The organism is Leeia aquatica (genome assembly GCF_012641365.1).
In the GTDB taxonomy this organism is placed as follows: Bacteria; Pseudomonadota; Gammaproteobacteria; order Burkholderiales; family Leeiaceae; genus Leeia; species Leeia aquatica.
Genome location: NZ_JABAIM010000001.1, coordinates 250,037 through 271,552 on the forward strand (window position 1 = coordinate 250,037; position 21,516 = coordinate 271,552).

Consider the following 21,516-nt stretch of genomic DNA (forward strand, 5'->3'; position numbering starts at 1 on the left):
GTAGCATGTGGGCTGGTTTCAGGGCTTGTTCTTCTCGTGTACCCATGAGGTAAATGCATGCTGTACTTTGAAGATTTAACGCCAGGCCGGGTGTTCCATGGTGGCCCCATCAGTGCCACCGTGGAAGAAATTGTGGATTTCGCCCGGCGCTTTGACCCGCAGCCCTTTCATCTGGACCCGATGGCGGGCCTGCAGAGTGTGTTTGGCGGTCTGGTGTCATCAGGCTGGCATACTGCAGCCTTGACCATGCGCATGCTGGCCGACTCAGACCTGAGCAAGATCAGCAATGGGCTGGTGGGCTTGCAGATCGACAAACTGATCTGGCATCAGCCGGTTCGGCCGGGTGATACCATTCGGGCCGAGTTTGATGTCATGGGCCGCAAGCACTCGCAGTCTCGCCCCGGTTTTGGCGTGGTAACCCTGGCATGGCGTACCTTCAACCAGCATGACCAATTGATCATGAGTCTGGAAAACGCCATCTGGGTGGCGTTACGACCGACTGAGGGCTGAATGTGCTGCTGAATGAAGACCAGCGTCTGATCCGTGACGCCGTGCGTGATTACGCACAACATGAACTATGGCCCACTGCGGCTGAGCGTGACCGCAGCCACCGTTTTCCCCGTGAAGAATTGCAGGCCCTAGCCAGCATGGGTCTGTTTGGCCTGACAGTACCGACTGAATGGGGCGGCGCCGGGCTGGATTACCTGTCTGCAGCGGTGGCACTGGAAGAAGTCGCCGCAGGAGATGGCGCCATCTCGACCATCCTGTCCGTACAAAATTCCGTAGTGTGCGGGCCGGTCTTGCACTTTGGTACCCCGGAACAGAAGGCGCGTTTCCTGCGCCCCTTTGCCTCAGGCGAGATGCTGGGCGCGTTTTGCCTGACCGAGCCCCAGGCCGGCTCAGACGCGGCCGCACTGCAGGCCAAGGCGGTGCGGGAGGGTGACGACTACCTGATCAGCGGCAGCAAGCAGTTCATCACCAATGGCCGCCACGCGGGTGCCGCCATCGTGTTTGCGGTAACAGACCCAAACGCCGGGCGTCAAGGCATTACTGCCTTTATCGTCCCCACGGATTTACCTGGCTTTGAAGTCGTTCGTGTGGAAGACAAGCTCGGACAGCATTGTTCCGATACGGCGGCACTGGCTTTTGACAAGGTGCGCGTCCCCGCCTCACTGCGTCTGGGGCAGGAAGGCGAAGGCTACCGCATTGCGCTGGCCAATCTGGAATCCGGTCGTATTGGTATCGCGGCACAATGTCTCGGCATGGCGCGTAGCGCCTTGCAGTGTGCGCTGGATTATGCCCGTGAGCGGCAGAGCTTCGGCAAGCCCATTTACCAGCATCAAGCGGTGCAATTCCGCCTGGCCAGCGCAGCCACTCGTCTGGAGGCGGCACGGCAGCTGGTGTGGCACGCAGCCAGCCTGAAAGATGCCGGCCAGCCCTGCTTGAAAGAAGCCGCCATGGCCAAACTGTTTGCTTCAGAGATGGCCGAGCAGGTCTGCTCTGATGCCTTGCAGACCTTTGGCGGCTATGGCTACCTCAATGACTTCCCGGTCGAGCGCATCTACCGCGATGTGCGCGTCACACAGATCTACGAAGGCACCAGCGATATCCAGCGCCTGATCATCGCCCGCGAGCTGGGGGTGGGTGGCAGCCTCGCCTGACTCCCCAGCAGCCTCCTTACACACGCAGGCCGTCTTGCAACCGTTGCCAGATGGCTTGCTGGTGGGGGTTCAGGAAGAAATGGTCTCCGTTGAAATCATGGCGTGTCATGCCAGCCGCCCCCAGCTCAGACCAAGCCAGCGCGCGGGGCAGCTCCACATAGGGATCCGAGTCTCCCAGCAGCAAGTGCATGGGGCACGTTAGCCCCCCTTCCTGATCCTGCCAGACATAACGCTCTGACAAGGCAAAATCTGCCCGGATACCTGGCAGCAGCAATTCCATCATCTCGGCATGGTCCAGCAGTTCAGCCGGTGTGCCATTATAGTCCCGCAGCGCCTCGATCAAGTCACGCTCCGGCAAGTCATGCAGACGGCGCTTGAGGGCCCGCCGGTGCGGCGCCTCTGCACCAGACAGCCACAGTGAATGCAGCGGTAACCCTCGCGCCCGCAATGCTCGCGCCGTTTCGAATGCCAGAAGTGCGCCGAGGCTGTGGCCGAAAAAGGCTACCGGGCGATCAAACAGCGGCGCCAGCTCGGCACACAATACCTCGACCAGGGTTGACCAGTCATCGCACGGGGGATCAAACAAACGACTCCCCCGTCCCGGCAGGCTGACAATCTGCAGGCCGATCTGCGACCCCAGCCCTTCGGCCCAGCCTTGAAAGGCAGCCACACTGCCCCCCGCAAATGGAAACCCGATCAGCCGAATTCGGGCATCACTGGCCGGCTGGCCAAATAGCCATTTTGACTCTGTTTTCACAAGTTGCATCCTATCTGCTTCCAGCATCACGCCGTGGGGCGAGAGCCTTCAATTGTGACACGCTGGCCAAACCGGTCAAACGGGTAGTAATCCCAGACGGCGTGATGCTGGGTACAACGGTTATCCCACAGCACGACCGTGTTGGGCTGCCAGCGAACCCGGCAACTCAGGATCGGCTCTTGCTGGGGCAGCCGAATCAACATGTCCAGCAACGGCTTGCTCTCTGGTGGCGCCAGCTGGACAATATGAGTGGTAAAGCCGGAATTGACGTACAGCAGTTTTCTTCCAGTTTCAGGGTGCCTAACGACAACCGGATGCTCCGTACGCGGAATCTCCAGCCCCTCAGGCGGCTCATAGCCATACTCACGCCATGGCACAATACCGTCGTGCATCGCGGTCAGCCCATCCAGAAACTGACGCATGGCGGGCGATAGCATTTCATAGGCGAGGTGCATGTTGGCAAACAAGGTATCGCCTCCGGCCCCCAGTGCTGGCGTCTGCTTGATATAGAGAATGGAGCCCAATGAGGGCGCTTCTTCCGCTGTGCCATCGGTGTGCCATTCTGTTCCGACGACGAATTCTGAATCCTTGGATGCCGTGATATCCAGAATATTGGGATCACCGCCATCCACCTTGCTGATGGGCAGAACCTTGAGCGAACCGAAATACTGGGCAAAGCGACGTTGATCATCCGGCTGAATGTGCTGATCACGAAACACCAGCACATGATGCCGCAGGAAAGCGCGTTTCAATTCCGCCAGTTGAACACCTTCCAGCGGGCGTGACAGATCGACGCCACTGACTTCGGCCCCAATGATGGGGGTCAGAGGTTGAACTCCGAGGGTTTCGTAGCGCTGAGTGGGCGCAGTGGTGATTTTTTCGACAGCAGCTCGTACAAACTGACTCATGGCAGGCCTTTAGCAAAGAAAGCAAGCGGAGCACTCCAGTCACCCCGCTTGCCGGATTGTTACAGGGTGGGTTTGCTTCCGTTGATGGTGACCCGACGAACATGGCGGTTGTAGGGATAATAATCCCAAACCGCAAAGTGCTGGGTGCAGCGGTTATCCCACCACACCATGGCGTGCTTTTCCCAGCGAATGCGGCAAGCCAGAATCGGCTCTTGCTCAATCATCCGGTACAGCATCTGCAGCAGCTGCTGGCTTTCAAATGGAGCAAGCTCATTGATTTTGGTGGTAAACCCGGAATTGACGAACAGGTTCTTGCGACCATTTTCCGGGTGCGTCATCACGACCGGGTGATCGGCACGCGCAATCGGGAAACCCTCTGGCGGTTTGTGGCCACGCCAGGCCACAATGCCGTCATGGTGTGCGGTCAGGCCTTCCAGAAAAGCTTTCATCGCCGGCGACATCATGTCGTAAGCGAGATGCATATTGGAGAACATGGTGTCACCACCCTGCACTTCCGGCATGTCCATCATGTACAGGAAAGAGCCCGCAGACGGCGCCTCATCGCCGGTGCCATCGGTGTGCCACAATCCACCCACAATGTGCTCGTTGTCACGCCCGGAGCGGGCCTCAACGACTTCCGGATCTCCCCCATCAAACTTGGCAATCGGAAACTGCCGCAGTTCACCAAAATAGCGGGCCACCCGCTTCTGATCCTCCGCAGACAGCTCCTGCTTGCGGAACACCACCACATGGTGCTCCAGCCAGGCACGGCGAATTTCAGCAATCTGTTGTGCGGTCAGCTCACGCGTCAGATCTACACCGGAAATTTCAGCACCAATGATCGGTGTGATCGGCTCTACCTTGATGGTTTCATAAGGGGCCAGCTTTCGGGTGGTAATCCGCTCTACCGCTTCACGAACATAATGACTCATCGTATCTCCTTGTCGCTTGATTCATTGGTTTATCAAAGTCACTACCAGGATATAACTGCCACTGTTCCTGCCACTGCTACTGCGATTCATGCATGACGCCTACACCTGCCTGATGCAAGGCATTCAGGATCAAGGCACCAAACGCCTGATTGCCATGCAGGGTGTCATTGGGTTCACAGTACTCGGGCCGTTGATAACCATCCGGCCCGGCTGCTTCTGGTCGAACATCAATCACTTCGATGCCGATGGCCTGCAGGTGTTGCTTGAGGGCCTCCTGCGCGGCAAAAAAGATCGTCGGGTCTGCCGTTTCCAATACCCGTTGTGGCGGCATGACCGCCAGGACACGCAGCCCCATATCATGCAGATCCCGATAAAGCGCCAGCGCGTCTTGCGCCATGACCCCAATCAGTTTTGAAAACAGCGGCCCTGCAAGGAATGCAGGCGAATATTGCTGCTGCCTGTCCTGGTAAATACGCCAGCTTTCATGAATGGCGAAGAAATGGGCGCCAAACCCTATGGTCGACACCACAGGAGTGGTCAGCTTGCCCAGCGGGCCACCGCCCAGCGTACGCTGGAATTCATCCATATACGCGGCAACGCCGGCATGCAGCCAGCGGATTTCCTCACCACAGCGCTCATGAAAGCGGCCGATGAAATCCCGCCCGGCACCAACGGGGCCACCCACAAAGGGAACCTCCGCAGCCTGCGCCGCCCGGCCAATGGCACCCGCATGGGAATCACCTACCAGCAGAAAACGGGCGGTCTCAGCCATAATCCCTCCCCGCTTCCCGCACCGCCGCCAGCAGTGCATCCGCCAGACGCTGGTGCAGCATACCTTGTGCCTCAGCCGTGTCGCCCACGGTCAGCAAATAGCCCTGCGTCACGGCCTGCAGCTGTCCATACAGCGTGCCTGGCGATGGCTGTCCTGCATCCCGCTGGGCCAGCCAATCGGCGTCCATCGCCGCATGCACCTTGGCATTGGCCTGCACAAAGGCCTTGCGGTTTGCCAGGGCATTTTCCTCTCCATACTCGCGCGACATGGGCTCCGCATCCGGGTACTGCTGTGCTTGCGCATATTGCAAGCAACGCAGGTAAGACTGTTGGTAGGCCGAGGCATAGTCATAGCCATATGTGAATGCAGCTTGCAGTGCTCCCTCCAGGCCGGAAAGCCACGTTTCGTGATCATGGAGCCTGTCGGCCAGTGCATCACGGTGGAGATCCATCAGCCGCTGCACCTGTTCCGGGTAACCATGTCTAAGCTCACAGCTCAGCTTCAGAACCGGCAACAAGCCATGCAGCAGCCAGTGATGCAGAATGCGCCGCGGGATGGGCCTGCCCTCAAAAGACGACAGTGCAATGATCAGGGCCTCGCCCCAATCCAGGTAGGTGGCAGCAGGCAGACCATCAAACAGCGGAGGGATCATCTGCGCCAGCCAGTCCGGCATCAGTGAGGCAGGAACCTCTGTACTGTGGCTGGCCGTGGGTGACAGCACCGCCAGCAGGCAACCGCCGCCATCCGGGTGATGCCACACGCCCTGGTGCAATGCCCCTGAAGCCCTGGCACGGCGAAAATGTTGCAACCCTTCAAGGTAGGTCATGCTGGCAACGCCTCACCCTGCTCACGGCCGGCCTTGTGTACGACCTGACTGGACAACAGTCCCAGCTCGCGCTTCAACACTTTGCCCACCCGCAGGATTTCTGCCGTTTCCAGCATCTCCCAATGGTCGCCATGCACCAGATGCACCCGGTAATAGCGGGAGGCCCGTTGCCGCCAGAAGGCCCGCCCCTCGCGGAGCAAGCCGCGCCCCCGCCCCCCCATGGCTTGAATCAGTACGACCCGTGCACCGCACTCGCCAGGGAAATAGGCTTTTCGAGTCAGACGGTTGTGGTTATAAACTGTGAAGTAACGCTCAATCTGCTCATCTTCGATGCCTGGGTACATGCCATTGAATTTGATCAGCTTCTGCCGGAACTCCTGCATGCTGACCTGAGCGATATCCGCGCGCTCGGTCTCGTCGTCCACCCCTTGTGTATCCAGCATCACCACAGACACCTGTGTATGCCCTTCTGCAACCAGACGGGCCGCCATCTCATAGGCCACCAGACCACCAAAAGACAGCCCGGTCAGCACCAGCGGACCCGCACTCAGGTGGGTAATGCACTGCAGATAGTATTCCGCCATTGCCTCAATGGACGGCAAGCGGGCTTCACCGGGCTGTATGCCCGGGGACTGAATGCCATACACTCCGCATGACTCCGGCAACACTTTGGCAAGGGACAAGTAGCAGAAAGCGGTCCCCCCCGCCGGGTGGATACACACCACATTGTGTTTGCCCTCGCCAGCCCGCAGGGTGACCAACTGGCCATTGCTGGAGGCGTCCTCGGCCTGCCGCAGCCGCCCTGCCATCGCTTCAATCGAGCTATAGCGCAGGATGTCATGCAGTGGCAGGTCCATATTGAACTCAGCCTTGATCCGGTGCGCCAGCTTGATGGCCGATATGGAGGTCCCGCCGATATCAAAGAAGTTATCCCGGATACTGATGGCCGGCTGTAGCAACAGGCTTTTCCAGATCTGGTATAGCCTCAGTTCGATATGATCACGCGGGCTGGCCAGATTAACCTGATAGCTGCCTTGTGCATGCCGGGCCGCTTCCAGTACCTGCTCACGATCCAGCTTGCCGTTTCGGGTTTGGGGCAACTTCGGAAATTCGACAAAAACGCTGGGAATCATGTGCGCCGGCAAGGCGGTCAGCAACAAGGCCCGCCATTCTGGCAGGCTGCGGCTGGCTGGATCGCCGGGCCGGGCTACTGCAGCAACCAGCCGGCCCTCTTCTCCCGTCTGATCCAGCAAAACCACGGACTCCCGAACATCGTCCAGCAGCATCAAGGCTTTTTCGATTTCTCCGAGCTCGATGCGGAAACCGCGCAGCTTGACCTGAAAATCGTTACGCCCGATGTATTCGATCCGTCCATCCTGCCGCCAACGACCCAGATCACCGGAGCGATACATCCTGGCACCCGTCTCTGGGGAAAATGGGTCTGCCACAAAACGGGTCTGGGTCAACTCAGGCTGATTCAGATAACCGCGAGCCAGCCCTGCCCCCGCCAGATACAGCTCACCCTGCACCCCAACGGGAACGGGACGCAAAGCCTCGTCCAGAATGTACACCCGGTCTCCAGTGATGACTGAGCCAATATCGGGCTGCTCACCGGCACCATTGATCAAGCCGATGGTGACATCCACCGTGCATTCCGTCGGGCCATACATATTGTAGAAGCGGATCGCTTCGGCTTGACGCAGTTGTGACCACATGGGCGGGCTCACCGGCTCACCACCAATCAGCACACGCTGCAGTGGCAGGTCGGTGGCGGTCAGCAAACCCTCAGCCAGCAGCATGTCGAGTTGGGTCGGTGTGCATTCAAAAGCGGCAATGCCGGTCTGGCGGAAGTACGCCAGCAGTGCCGCGCCATCTGCCCGGATCTCTTGCGGCAGGATATGCAGGCTATGCCCACTCAGCAGCTGCAGCCAGCCTTTGAGTGACATGTCAAAGGTATAGGCAGAATTGAGTGCAACGACTGAGGGCACCGGCAAACCCTCATGCGTAGAGCCTTGCATCACACGCCAGAAGTTGACGGCAGAACCATGCTCAACCATGACGCCCTTGGGCTTGCCGGTAGACCCTGAGGTGTAAATGACGTAAGCCAGTTGATGACGACTTACTTTGGGGAGGGTTACCTCTGGCCCATCCGGTGTTCCGGTATCCACTTGCGACAGGTTGATCAGACCGTTTACAGCACAACCCTCTACCGCTCGGGCTCCAGCATCATCCACCACTGCCATGGTCGCACCACTATCCTGCAGCATGTGCTGGAGGCGGTCATGCGGATAATCCGGGTCCATCGGAACATAAGCTGCACCCGCCTTCAACACACCCAGCATGGCAACCGGCATGTGCAAGCCCCGGTTCAGGCAGAGGGCAACACGATCCTCGGGAGCGACCCCGGACTGGAGCAGCCTGGCGGCAAGTACCGAAGCTCGCCTGTCGAGCTCGGCATAGCGGTACTGCTGGCCTTGATACACCACAGCAACCGCATCGGGTGTACGGCGTGCTTGCTGCTCAAAACGGTGGTGAATCACATCCTCATCAGACCATGCCGGAGCCGCAGGACCACGACTGAACTGCTGCAGGATGGATTGCTGCTCATCTGGCGGCACCCAGGATAGCTGCTGCAAGGGCAACATGAGCTCAGAGGGCATCCGGGACAGCAGGTAGGTGTAATGCCCGGCCAGCCGTGCGATGGTATCCGGGTCAAACAGATCCGTATTGAACTCAAATTCCAGATCGAGCCCGGCCTCGGTTTCCGTCATTGACAAGCCCAGGTCAAACTTGGCGGTGTGATTCTGTGCATCCAGTGCGGTCAGCTGAATATCCTGCAACTCATGCGAAGCCGCCTTGGGCAGGTTGCGCAGGACCAGCAACACCTGGAACAAAGGCGTATAGCTGGTGCTACGCTCCGGATTGATGGCTTCAACCACCTGCTCAAACGGGACATCCTGATTTTCGTAAGCCTCCAGCACCATCTGGCGTACCGCCCTCAGATAATCCTGCAGACTTTGCGTGGGCTGTGGCTGGTTGCGCAGTACCACCGTGTTGATGAAATGCCCGATCAGTGGTTCCAGCTCGCTGCGGTTCCGGTTGGCGAACGGCGTGCCCATCGACACATCCCGGGTATTGGCATGCTTGGCCAGAATGAGAGAGAACCCGGCTTGCAGCAACATGAATAGCGTGCACTGCTGCTCCCGGCCCAGCTGCTGCAACCGGGCCAGCACATCGCGGCTGACCTGACAGAAATGACGTTGACCATGATGCCGCTGGATCAGCGGACGGGGTCGATCGGTCGGCAGGGGCAGCAATGCTGGAGCATCCCCCAGCTGCCGCTTCCAGTAAGCCAACTGCTCTGCCTGAATCTCGGGCGTCAGCAGCTGTTGCTGCTGGCGCGCATAGTCAATGTACTGCAGCGGCAGCACATCCAGCTGAGGCTGCTCATGCTGGCTGAAAGCCTGATAGGCCGCCATCAACTCACTCAACAACAAACCTATCGACCAGCCATCCGCCACAATATGATGTACGCACACAAGCCATATCCACTCCTGTGCAGCGGTCTGGATCAAGGTAGCCCGGATTGGCAGTGATGCTTCCAGCATGAAAGGTCGCGAGGCATCTTCCGCAATGGCCGCTGCAATCTGTTGTTCTCGCTGGTGGGGGGGCAATGCCTGCCAGTCCAGTGTCTGCCAAGGCAGCAGATACTCTGTCAGTACCTCCTGAAAAGCCTGCCCGTCTTGCTGACCAAAGCGGGTGCGCAGACTGCCATGCCGTTCGATCACATGGGCGAAGCTGTCTCGCAACGCCGCCATATTGAGCTGACCTGTAATCCTGAAAGCCAGCGGATTGTTATAAAACCCTTGCTCCGGGCTCAACTGATACAGAAACCACAGCTGCTGCTGCGCACATGAGAGGGAGGCTTTGCCTGCAGGCGGGGCGGATGGTGACGGGGCGGACAGCAGTGCCAACAATGCCTGTTTATGGATACTCAGAGTCTGCTGGAGGTCTTCCGTCAACACGCCTTTAGGCGCCTTGCATTTCAATTTGCCATTTTCCGCCGACAAGACAATGCCTTTGGCTTGCAACGTGGCCAACAATGCTTCGGTTTGATTCATGAGCAATTCCATGTCCAGGTATTTCAGGCCATTGCAGTGGGTAGTTCATGCGACGTCACAGGATGCAGCTCACCATCATTGAGCTTGACGATACGATCCGCGCATGAGAAGTAGGCATCATCATGGGTGATGACGATGACAGCCTTCCCTCGAGCCTTCAGCTCCGGCAGCAGCTCGGTATAGAACACATGCTTGGAGCGTGGGTCCTGGTCTGCTGCCCATTCATCAAACAGATAGATCGGACGGTCTTCGAGATACGCAGCAACCAAAGCGAGGCGCTTGCGTTGCCCCTGGGAAAGCTTGATGGTGGAAAACTGCCCGCCTTCCTTCAACGCCACTTTGTGGCTGATGCCCAGTCGTTGCAGGTAGTGCTGGGCACGTTGACCCAATTGACCATCATCTGCCAGCAAGAGCTGCTCAAACAGGTGGAAGTCTGAAAAAATGGCCGAAAAATGCTGCCGGTAGGCGTGGGCGTTGTCCGGCGTAACGGCTTGTCCATTAAGCAGAATTTTTCCGCTATCGGGTGGGTACAGGCCGAGCAGCAACATCGCCAGTGTGGTTTTCCCTCCCCCATTGCCACCAATCACAAAGACGGTTTCCCCCTGCTTGACCCGGAAATTGACCGGCCCCAGACGGAAGGTCTCATCCTCCAGGTCGCCCGGATAGCGGTGTACAACTTCTTTTAGCTCCAGCGCCAGGGCGCGTTCTGCAGCAAAGGGAGAAGCCGGCTGATCCTCAGTACCCTCCCCCGACTCCAGCTCGCTGGCAATGTATTGAATGCGCCCCAAGGAAATCACGGCATTACGAATGCGGGGCAAGGCAATCAACAGCTCAAAAATGGGTTTGATCAGGTACAACAACACCAGTGTGACAGAGATCAGCACGCCGCTGGTCTGTGGCCACACCATCGGAACCACAAACAACATCAGCCCCATGACCACATAAAACGTCATGCCGCCAAGGTTGGTGACCCACATATACCGGTTCAGACTGGATGTACTCAGCGCACAAAACGCTGCGGCATCCGGCTCCAGCACTTTCTCCACAAAGTGCTTGCCCCGCTGCGCATTCAGTTGCAACTCGCGACTGCCATCAATCAAGTGGTAAAAATGATCGTAGAGTAAATCCACCTGATCACGCGCGGCAGCCAGCTGGCGTATCGGCTCGCGCTCAGCCATGTGAAAGCCATAAATGCCTACAACAATCAGCAGCGTGATCATCAGGAAAACGGGCCAGGACACCCATGCCAGATAGGCCATGCATCCCAGAATCACCACGCCATTGTTGAAGGCCACTGGCAGGTACTCAAAGGCCATGGTGAACACTTCAACATCGCGTGTCAGGATGGTGGTCAGACCATGGCGCCCCAGCTCTTGCAGTTTGCGCTGCGGCGTTGCCAGCAGCTGATGGCTCAAACGAATGCGCATGCGGTAAATGGCACGCTGCGTGAGGCGGATCAGTGCCATTTCCGAAGCGGTCTTGCTGATCAGGATCAGTGCGCACAAGCCAAAGAAGGCCACCGCCGCCATGGTGCCAATAGCGCGCCCTTGCAGGCCATTGCTGATCAGCACCGCCAGCAAGGCACCGGCAATGCCGCACACCAGCCCGGCCAGGGTGGCGACCAGCAGCAGCATGCGTGACTGCCGGTACAGATACATCAGATAAGGCATGTGTTCACCTCATGGTCCATGGAAGGAGTAAGCTGATAACACCAGCTAAAGCCGAGTCCATCCGTCAGGCAGCTGGACACGTTGAAAGGTTGGCGGGCCCAGCCCGGCAAATCGTTTGAGCACAACGCCAGCTGCAGGGTGTTATCGCGAACACCCAACAAACGGGCATCGTGAAACTCCAGCACCTGCTGCAAGCGGGGAAACACGGCCTTGTACAAGGCTTCCTTGGCCGAAAACAGCAAGGTTAGGAACTGAGGTAGTGACAGGCTTTGCGGCTTCAAGGCCAGCTCTTCGGGCCGGGCAATCATGTGTTGCAGATTGCGGACCGTGTCGCTATCCATCACCGGCTCGATGTCTATACCCAAACCAATGCACTGTGTCGCCCGCGCCACCACCGCGATGGCCAGGCGATCCGTATGGCTGATGCTGCCTACGATGCCCGCAGGCCATTGCGGGCTACGGTCCTCGCCAACCGGGACATGCCCCGAGGCACCCAGACTGCGCAACGCAGCACTCGCCGCCAGTCGCCCTGCCAGGAACTCGGCCTGCCGCTTGGCGACTGCACGCGTCATGCTCTCCGGCAAGATCGGCACATCCGTACTGGCTGGCGCACTCACCCCATCTGTCACGCCATTCCCGTCGTAATGAAACCGGCATGCCCGCACCTGCACCAACGGGTGCAGCAAGGCCTCCGGCGCGGCAATGTTGGTCAGCTCAATCATGGCTTGCCTCCCCGATCAGCATGCGTGCACCCCATGCTCATGCAAGGACAGCAGGTGATGCGCCACCTGCTCCACCATCGGTTGACGCATCAGACCATAGTGAGTGGTCGCCAGCACCTGCCAGTGCACCAGCCGCGGCAGGTGTCGCGTCCAGGCCTGCCGGTCTTGTGCTGTCGGTGCGGACAAGCCGCCCAAGCCCTCCTCGGCCTGACTGGCGACCATCAGGCTGACCGGTGTGCGTGACAGCGTCGGGAACGCGTAATCCACCATGCTGGCCAGATTACGCTGGCAGGTTGCCGTCAGGCGGGAAACATAGTGTGCATGCTCCCCCGCCTCACGCGGCTGGGCTCCCGCCAGCTCCTGCCGAAATACGGCTTCAATCTCTGCTTGGCTGTAGTTCGCAAACAGGCGGCCACTGCCCGGTGCAGGCGGGTCCAGCAGCAAGACGTGAGACGCTGGCGCGTGCCGCTGTTCCAGTTGTGATGCCATCTCGCTCACCACCCAGGCGCCGAAGGACCACCCCGCCAGCTGCCATTGCCATTGCGACGGCGGAAAGTGCTGCTCCAGCGCGGCCAGATAGTCATGAGCCCGCTCAGCAATGGAGCAGGTCTGAGCCACATTCTGCGACAAGGCAGGATCGGCAATCAGGCAAATCGTCTGATCCGCGCCCAAGCGGCTGACCAGGGGACGGTACGCTTGAATATCCCCCCCCACCGGGTGCACCAGACACAACAGGTTGTGACCGCTACCGCGCTGCCAGACATCAATGCTGACAGACGATGCGGGATTTCCATCCTGCATGAGCGCTGCCACTTTTGTCAGGCACTCCTGCAGGCTGACCTTGTGGCTGAGCTGGGACAAGGAAAGAACAATGCCGTACTGCTGCTCAAGCTCGGCTAGCACATCCAGCAAGGTGAGTGAGTCGGCACCTGAATCGTACCAGTTTGCGTCATCCGCAATCTCAGACAGCCCAAGCCAGCGGCACAGGCAATCCTGCAAATGCGCCTTGATTTGCGCCAGATCAGCAGCACCACTTTGCTGTGCCGGAGTAACCGGCGCACGATAAAACTGAGCGGCCTGATGCAACGGAGTAGTCGACACCAGAATCTGGGGTTGCCGGGCTGCCAGCGCGGCACGAAACACCTGCTCGCCCTCTGTGGCTGTCAGGCCCATGGCCAGATGTGCCTGATGCACCCGGTCCTGGCTCAGCGCCGTACTGGCCATGCCGACATCCTTCCAGATGTCCCAGTTGATGCTGATGCGCCGGGTTACCGGATTCAGCGGATCACTCTGGTTGGCCAACGCATCCAGTACGCTATTGGTTGCCGCATAGTCCATTTGCCCCACGCCACCAAACCAGGCCGACATGGACGAACAGTACAGCGCCAACCGTGGTTGATAGTGCTGAATCAGACGTTCAGCCAACAATGCACCGTTGAGTTTGGCCGCACGTCCCTCCCGCATGGACCGTGCGTCACGCTGCATGATCAGCCCCCCCGCAGCGGCCCCCACAGCGTGAATGACGCTACTCACCTGATCGGTCTGCTTCGCAATGGCCTGCAAGACCTGGTCCACACTGAACATGGCGGAGGACAGGTCGGCCTGGATCACATGGCAACGTGTCTGCCAGGGCTGCAAACGTTGCGGTAGCTCGCCGGATCGGGACAACAGGATCAGCTGAGCCTGTTCATCCTGCAGCAAGGTGGCGGCCAGTGTACTGCCGATGCCCCCGCTCCCCCCCAGGATGACGTGACAACCACCTGACGGCAAGTCGAGTGCTGGTGCAGGTGTCACCGGCGTCGGCACCGGTTGAAGTACCGGCTGCCACAGATAGCCGTAGCGCACCGCCAGCCGACCCTCTGCCTCCGGCATCATGGCGGGCACAATGTTGCTGGCTCGTGCCACATTATGGCGGTCCAGATCAATCCAGCAGCTACGCAGAGGCAGCTCCTGCGGCCCGACCTCATGTATCCCGGCCAGCAAAGCCTGTGCAGGGTGCTGCGTCGGCAACATGACGGCTTGCGCTTCGACCGATAGCCAATACACCGACAGGGCGGGTGGTTCAGCCCTGCTGAACCACCGCTGCAGGAACAAGGCGGGCCAATCCAGGCAGCACGCTTCGGCCTGCTGTACGTCCATGGCATCACGTAGCGCCAGTGGCAAGGCATAGACCGCTTCAACTGCGGTGCTACCTTGTGCGACGTGCTGCAGCAACCGGTCCACACTGGCGGGGTCAGCGGGATCGTAGCCGGCCACACCGCCCGGCAGGGTCTGTGAAGCATGGGCCACAGCCACCACCACCCTGGCATACAAGCGGGCGAGATGCTGATACTCCGCCTCAGACAAGGGCTCGGCACACATCCAGAGCAGCGTGTGGCTGGATGGCCGGGCCAGACATGCAGAGAGTGGCTGCCGCCGTATCCACTGCATTTGATGCAACCACTCGGATGAGGGCAATTTGCCCGCAGCATCCATCGGACCCGCTATGCTGGCCGGCTTGCGTTCAAAACTGAAGCGCTCCAGCTGGAAGGAGGGAACCGGCATATCCCAAGGCGGGGCGGCAGGTCCATCTGGCCACTTGATCTCACCGCCGGACAGCCAGAACGCGGCTAGTTCGCTGGCCGACTGTCCTGCCGAGTAACGTACTCCGCCGCTTGCCTGGACCTGCTGCGGTGAAACCTGCCGCAGCCAGGCCACGGCCGATGCTGCATCCGCACATTGAGCGGCTACCCGCCAGGCGTGCGTCGGGCGGCCTGCCTGCAGGTGGCGCAGCACCACGCTATACTGATGCGGATTCGCGGTCAGATAGTCTGCCAGTGCAGTCACATCCTGCCGTAATGCCGCCTCGCTGCGAGAGGACAACATGAGGCAGTGAATTGCACTGCCCTGCAGCACCACGTCCGGTCCCTGCATCACCAGCGCATGGGCATTGCTGCCACCAATGCCAAAGCTGCTGATGCCCGCGATACGCGGCTTGCCTTCAGGCCAGCGTTCAGCGACGCGCGGAATATGGAATGGCTCAAGCTGTCCCGCCAGCTTGGGGTTCAACTGGTGAAAGTCAATGGTCGGCGGAATCAAGCCGTGATAGACCGACAACGTGACACGGATCAGCCCTGCTACCCCTGCTGCAGCACCCAGGTGCCCGATCTGGCTCTTGACGGCGCTGAGGGCGCAATGGTGACCTGGCGCAACATCATATGCCTGGCGCAACGCAGCAACTTCAACCGGGTCGCCTAGCTGAGTACCGGTGCCATGAGCCTCGACATAGGACACCTGCTCCGGTGCCAGCCCGCTGCGCCACAAGGATTCCCGTATCACATCCCGCTGGCCATTGACCGACGGTGCCGCATAGCCCAGCTTGTCACGCCCGTCATTGTTGATGGCACTGCCTGCCAGCACCCCGTAGACCGTATCACCGTCTTCGATGGCAAAACGCAACGGCTTCAATACCACGACCGCGACACCACTGCCCGCAATCGTGCCGGTGGCATCATCGCTGAACGGGCGGCAATGGCCATCCTTGGAGAAAATATGCTGCGGTCGATAGGTATAGCCCTCGGTCAGCAGGGTATCGACCAATGAACCACCGACCAGCATGACTTCGCTTTCCCCTTGCCGCAGGAAAGCACTGGCCACATGGGTGCCCACCAGGGAGCTGGAGCAGGCGGACTGCACCGTAAATACCGGCCCGGTCAGGCCCAGATGGTAGGCCACTTTGGTCGCCAGGAAATCCTTGTCATGGTGCAGCGCCATCTGGAAACTGTCCGGGCGGCTGGCGGGATCCCCCTCCAGCAACTGCGACTGGTAGTAGGTATTTTCCCCGCAACTGGCCACCAGCCCGATGCGCATCGCCTGTGGATCACGAATGCCGGCGTGACTGAGTGCCTGCACGCAGCACATCAGCAAATGCCTTTGCTGCGGGTCCATCTGGCTGGCTTCCTGCCGGCTGATGCCAAACCAGCCGGGGTCAAAATCCAGAATACCCTGCATCTGACTTCGCGCACCGACCCGCCCTTCCTCAACCGGAAAGTAGCTGATGCCACTACGCCCCTCAACCATCATGTTCCAGAACGAGGCCAGATCATTGGCACCGGGCATGCGAACCGCCATACCGATGATGGCAATACGGTCCTCACTCCCTTCAGGAGCGGATGTAACCGCTGTTGCCCCCGCCTCAGGTGCTCCAGCGACCTGGCTGTGCGCTGCCGCTGGCTGCAGGAAGCGCGCCAGACTGCGTATGGTCACATGCTCAAACAGGGTGGAAACAGGAAAATCACGCCCAAGGCCATCACAACAGCGCAAATGAAAGCGCATCAGACCCAGACTGTTGGCCCCCGCGTCGAAGAAACGCTGCTCGACTGCAATCGGCTGCCCCACTGCGGCTTCAAACCAGCCGGCCAGTTGCAGCTCCAGTGAGGACATCGGTTCTGATGGCATCGCCACGGTGGCCAGTGTCGCACCCGGTAAGGCGGTGTATGGCACCGCCAGCGCCTGGCGGCGGTCCAGCTTGCCACTGGCCGTACGCGGCAGGGATGCCAGCACGCGATATTCCGCCACACGCACATGAGCAGGCAGGCTATTGGCCAGATGCTGTTCCAGCTGCTCGCGGTCGGGCATGCTGCCATGGCAACACAGGCAAGCCACCAGCCTCTTCTGTTGCGGATCCATCACCACCAGAGCTTGCTGAACCTCCGCACATTGCATCAGGGCCACCTCAACCTGCCCAAGTTCAAGGCGCTGCCCGCTCAGCTTGACCTGCTGGTCATCCCGCCCCAGGTAGTGCAAGCGGCCATCCCGATCAAAGCAGGCCAGATCTCCGCTGCGATACCAGTAGTGCCCGGAGGCTTCCTGCAGGAAATGCGCCGCATTGCGCGTGGCATCGGCCAGGTAGCATGGTGCAATGAATGCCCCACCCAGCTGCAAATGCCCTACCACCCCGGGCATAACCGGAATATCCTGATCATCGACCACCCGCAAGCCCATGTTGTCCACGGCAAAGCCGATGGCCGGCTGCTCCGGCCAGCTTACAGGGTCGCCTTGCAGGCACAGGCTACTGATCACATGGGTTTCGGTCGGCCCATAGTGGTTGAACAGGCGACTGCCCGCCATGCCGGCAAACCAGGCCCGAATCGCTTCCGTGGACAGCAGCTGCTCACCCGCCGTGACCACCTCCTTGAGGGCAGACGGAAACTGCTGCAAGCGAACACCATGCTCTGCCAGCATCTGCAAGGCAACATACGGCAGAAACAACCGTTCAATCGCGTGTTGCTGCATGTAGTCCAGTATGGCAGGTGCATCCTGCCGCCCGCCCGCCCACATCAGGTGCAGGCAACCCCCACTGCACAGGGTGGAGAGAATCTCCTGGAACGACACATCGAAGGACAACATGGCGTACTGCAGGGTACGTGCAGCCGGTTTCAAGCCCCCCGCAGCAGACTGCCATTGCATCAGGTTGCACAGGATGCGGTCGCTGACCTGTACCCCTTTGGGCGTGCCCGTCGAACCCGAGGTAAACAGGGTATACAAGGGACGTTGTCCCGCGCGTCGCTGTGGCGATGCCGATGAGGCATGCAGCGTGACATCCAGCACCGGGACCTGCTGACCGGCCAGCAAACGACTGACCGCGCCCCGTTGTTGCGCCTGGGTCAACACCATAAGAGGTGACACTTGCTGCAGCACATGCTGCAGCAGTGCAGGCGGATAAGAAGGGTCCAGCGGCACAATGGTGAGGTTCAGCCGGGCCAGTGCCAGAATGCTGACAATATGCTCAGGCGATGCATCCAGGTACAGGGCCACATGAGCCTCTGCCGTTTCATCCTGCGGCAAGGTACCTTGCGCCTGAATCTGCACCGCCAGCGCATCCGCCAGCTGATCCAGCTGCTGGTAAGTCCATAGCCGGCCCGCCGATTGCAGCGCCACCGCCTGGGGTGTCCGCAGCACCTGGTCATGAAAGGCATCACAAACGCGGTCATACAGCAAAGGCACGGTCACGCCTTGCCCCATCATCGCTGGCAAAGCCCGATTCTGTTGTGCCAGTGCATGCAGGGGCGGATCCTCCTGCTCCAGCAGCGGCAGGCGGTCAAGCAACTGAGAAAAAACGTGGGCAAACTGCTGGATGTGCTCGGGGGAAAACACATCCGCCGCATATTCCCACACACAGTCAAAACCGTTTTCCTGTTCAACCACACTCAACAACAACGGACACTTGGCCTGTGCCGGTTTCACCCACTGCAGGCGGGCACGGATGTCTGCCAGCTGGAACTGGTCGTAGCGTGTGTTTTCCAGCACAAACATGAAGTCAAACAGGCTTTGCCCTGCGGGAAACAGGGCGGGGGCTGCGGTCAGCACATCGTCCAGCAGGACTTCCTGGCACCCCAGCAAGCGCCCTACTTCCGCTGCCAGCTGTGGCAGCTGGGACGACAGCCCGGTTACGGCATCCAGTTGCAGCGGCAACAGCAGGGTATTGGCCAGCATGCCAACACTATGCTCAAACTCCGGGATCACCCGATTGGCCACGGGTGTGGCAATGCGCAGCCGCAGCAGGCCGGTGACGGCATAAACCGTCACCGCAAACAGTGGCAGCAGGACCTGAAACCGGGTCAACTGCTGGCGGCTGGCGTAATGATCCAGCAGGTTGCGCTTGTCCAGCCCCCAATGCTGTACCAGCATCGCGCCATTCTCGGCTTGGGTTGATTCCGGCAGCACAAGCCGTTCGATGTCCTCCGCCCGCTGATAGCAGGACAGCAAGGTGTGCAACTGCTGCTGGTAGCGGGGGTGCTGGCGCCATTGTGCCTGCCATCGCGCCCATTGCCGCGTATCCGGTGCCGCAGTGACCACCGGGGCTTGTCCGCTCAGCAAGGCTTGATAGCGCTCACTCAGCGCGGCAAACAGCAGGTTCATCGACCAGCCATCCACGGCAACATGGTGCATGTGCAGTAGCAGGACAAACTGCCCAGGATTGGCATCATGACAAGCATAGGCGTGGAACAGGCCTGGCTGGCTGAGATCGAAAGGTTGCCGCAGCAGATGTGCGGCCAGGGTCTGCCAGTTTTTGCTGCGGGTAGCAGGCCCCTCAGCGCCAAAGTGGCAGGGGTCGTAGACCGGGCCTGGCTGTTGCAGCAAGCTGGCGCCCTGACTGACCAAGGCGGTACGCAGTGCCGGGTAATCCACCACCAGCTGCCGCAAGGCAGCGGCCAGTACGGCCCAGTCGGGTGCGGTACTCAATTGCCAGGCAAACAGCACGCCATAAGCACTTTGCTGCCTGCCATGCTGCTGCACCCACCACAGGCGCTGCTGCTCGGCACTGGCCGCAACCGCATCGGATTCAGAGACAGCCGGTAACGGTGGGTAGTCGGTATCGGCCGCTTGCAACAGCAAAGCCGCCAGCGCACCCAAGGGTTGCTTGAAGAGGGCTTCCGGTGCGAGGTCCTTGTGCCAGCGTCGACGACACTCAAAACGTAACCGCAAAGCCTTGAGCGAATCCCCACCGTTGGCCAGCCAATAGTCCTCCCGTCCCAGCGGACCACAATCCAGCACCGTCTGCGCCAAAGCCAGAAAAGCGGTCTCGTGGTCAGACAACGCCACCGTATCCCGCTGCATACGCCAGGGTGTGTCATGCTCGGCCAGCAAGCGCTGACGATCCACCTTGCCGTTTGCATTCAGCGGAAAGTGGCTGACCTTGAACAGCCAGTGCGGCTGCATATAGGGCGGCAGATGCTCCGCCATGTGTTGCAGCAGCCCCGGCAGCTCCAGTTCGTCACCCGGCTGGATATACGCCAGCAATTCATGCGGGCCGTGCGCAACAGCTTGACGGGTGCAGACATAGACCTGACGAACTTGCGGATGCCGTGCGATCTGCTGCTCGACCTCGCTGGGCTCGATGCGGAACCCTCGCACCTTGACCTGCCTGTCCTTGCGGCCGATATAGTCAATCGCGCCGTCAGGGCCCACCCGCACCAGATCCCCCGTGCGATAGAAGCGAATCTGCTGCCCATCGCCTTCCGGCAGCAGGATAAACGCGGTCCGGTTGGCCTCTTCCAGATGCAGGTAGCCCGGCGTCAGCCCCGCTCCGGAAAGACAAAGCTCGCCGGTTTCACCAGCAGCCACCGGCTCGCCCGCCGCATTCAGAACCGCAAGGCCGGTCTCGGCGATCGGCCAGCCAATGGGAACCTGAGAAACAGACAAATCCCGCGGGATGGGCCAGCAGAGTGCAAATGTTGAACACTCTGTCGGGCCATAGACATTGAATATCCGGGTCGGGCTCGCCGGGTTATGCTGATACCAGCGTCGAATCAGGTCTGCATTCAGTGCCTCCCCGCCAACCAGGAGCTGAGTCAGACTGGAGAAGCACGTCATCTGCTGGTCGGCAATGGCATTGAACAGCGACACGGTCAGGAACAGGGTATGAATGCCAAGCTGCGACAACACCGCCGTCAACTGCTCCGGCTTTTGCAAGCACTCATCCTGCAGAATGACCATGCAGCCCCCTGTCAGCAGGGGTACCCAAACCTCAAAGTTGATGGCATCAAACGCCGGATTGGACGCACAACCATAGCGCTGCCCAGCGTCCTGCTGAATATAACCTGGCTGAGCCAGACGCATGATGCCCGCCTCAGGGATTCGCACGCCCTTTGGTTTGCCGGTGGAACCCGAGGTATAGATGATGAAGGCGTGATCTGCAGCGGTGTTACAAGGTGTCCATGCCGACGCGGGCGTATCCAGCAGCCCATCAAACCATCCTTGCTGTACCTGCGCGGGCATGAGGGCGGAAGGGCACGATTCATCAAGCACCGCAAAGGAACATGAGGCATCCTCCAGCATGTAGCCGATGCGCTCAGCGGGGCTCTGCCGATCCAGGGGCAACACTACGGATCCCGCTTTCAGCAGCCCGAGAAAGGCCACGGCCAGCTTCCAGCTGCGCGGCAAGCAGACCGCCACGGTCTGCCCTGGCTGGATGCCACGCCGCTGTAGCCCTGCTGCCAGCTGACTGCTCAGTGTGTCCAGCTGTTGCCGGTCCAGCCGGACCTGGCCGTCTTCGACAGCGGGTAAATGCAGGTGCTGTGCCAACTGCTGCTGCCAAGCAGGCAACAGCAAGCCTTGCCGTACGCTTTGCGGCTGATTGATGGCAGTCATGGCCCTCTCCTTCCC

Annotated in this window: 11 protein-coding genes; 2 read left to right on the forward strand and 9 right to left on the reverse strand. The window is 59.9% G+C overall.

Translation table 11 applies throughout. The features are described 5' to 3' along the window. Positions 1-57: 57 nt before the first annotated feature. Positions 58-510: a MaoC family dehydratase gene (locus tag HF682_RS01170; RefSeq protein WP_168875429.1), complete on the forward strand. Its 453-nt coding sequence runs from the start codon at positions 58-60 to the stop codon at positions 508-510. Between the two features lie 2 nt (positions 511-512). Then, entirely contained in the window at positions 513-1,661 is a 1,149-nt protein-coding gene (locus HF682_RS01175) for an acyl-CoA dehydrogenase family protein (RefSeq protein ID WP_308418683.1), read from the forward strand. A gap of 16 nt (positions 1,662-1,677) precedes the next feature. Here the strand turns inward: HF682_RS01175 and HF682_RS01180 are convergent, their stop codons facing one another. The 9 genes from HF682_RS01180 to HF682_RS01220 form a co-directional block, all read right to left on the reverse strand. After that, positions 1,678-2,418: a thioesterase II family protein gene (locus tag HF682_RS01180; protein WP_168875430.1), complete on the reverse strand. Its 741-nt coding sequence runs from the start codon at positions 2,416-2,418 to the stop codon at positions 1,678-1,680. A 26-nt stretch (positions 2,419-2,444) separates the two neighbouring features. Next, positions 2,445-3,326: a TauD/TfdA dioxygenase family protein gene (locus HF682_RS01185; protein WP_168875431.1), complete on the reverse strand. Its 882-nt coding sequence runs from the start codon at positions 3,324-3,326 to the stop codon at positions 2,445-2,447. A 59-nt stretch (positions 3,327-3,385) separates the two neighbouring features. Beyond that, on the reverse strand, positions 3,386-4,258 hold the full coding sequence (locus HF682_RS01190; protein ID WP_168875432.1) for a TauD/TfdA dioxygenase family protein: 873 nt from the start codon (positions 4,256-4,258) through the stop codon (positions 3,386-3,388). Positions 4,259-4,334: 76 nt separating this feature from the next. Beyond that, complete coding sequence (locus tag HF682_RS01195) at positions 4,335-5,030, reverse strand: hypothetical protein (RefSeq protein WP_168875433.1); 696 nt, start codon at positions 5,028-5,030, stop codon at positions 4,335-4,337. After that, positions 5,023-5,856, reverse strand: a complete 834-nt coding sequence (locus HF682_RS01200) for a hypothetical protein (protein ID WP_168875434.1) — start codon at positions 5,854-5,856, stop codon at positions 5,023-5,025. The genes HF682_RS01195 and HF682_RS01200 overlap by 8 nt, the downstream gene beginning before the upstream one ends. Beyond that, on the reverse strand, positions 5,853-9,977 hold the full coding sequence (locus tag HF682_RS01205; RefSeq protein WP_168875435.1) for a non-ribosomal peptide synthetase: 4,125 nt from the start codon (positions 9,975-9,977) through the stop codon (positions 5,853-5,855). The genes HF682_RS01200 and HF682_RS01205 overlap by 4 nt, the downstream gene beginning before the upstream one ends. A 23-nt stretch (positions 9,978-10,000) precedes the next feature. After that, the gene (locus HF682_RS01210; protein ID WP_168875436.1) at positions 10,001-11,647 is read right to left on the reverse strand and encodes a cyclic peptide export ABC transporter; all 1,647 of its coding nucleotides are present in this window, start codon (positions 11,645-11,647) and stop codon (positions 10,001-10,003) included. Continuing rightward, on the reverse strand, positions 11,635-12,369 hold the full coding sequence (locus HF682_RS01215; protein WP_168875437.1) for a 4'-phosphopantetheinyl transferase family protein: 735 nt from the start codon (positions 12,367-12,369) through the stop codon (positions 11,635-11,637). Before HF682_RS01215 ends, HF682_RS01210 begins: the two co-directional genes overlap by 13 nt. A 15-nt stretch (positions 12,370-12,384) precedes the next feature. Then, positions 12,385-21,501 (reverse strand): non-ribosomal peptide synthetase, encoded by a 9,117-nt coding sequence (locus tag HF682_RS01220; protein WP_168875438.1) that lies wholly within the window; start codon positions 21,499-21,501, stop codon positions 12,385-12,387. Positions 21,502-21,516: the final 15 nt, after the last annotated feature.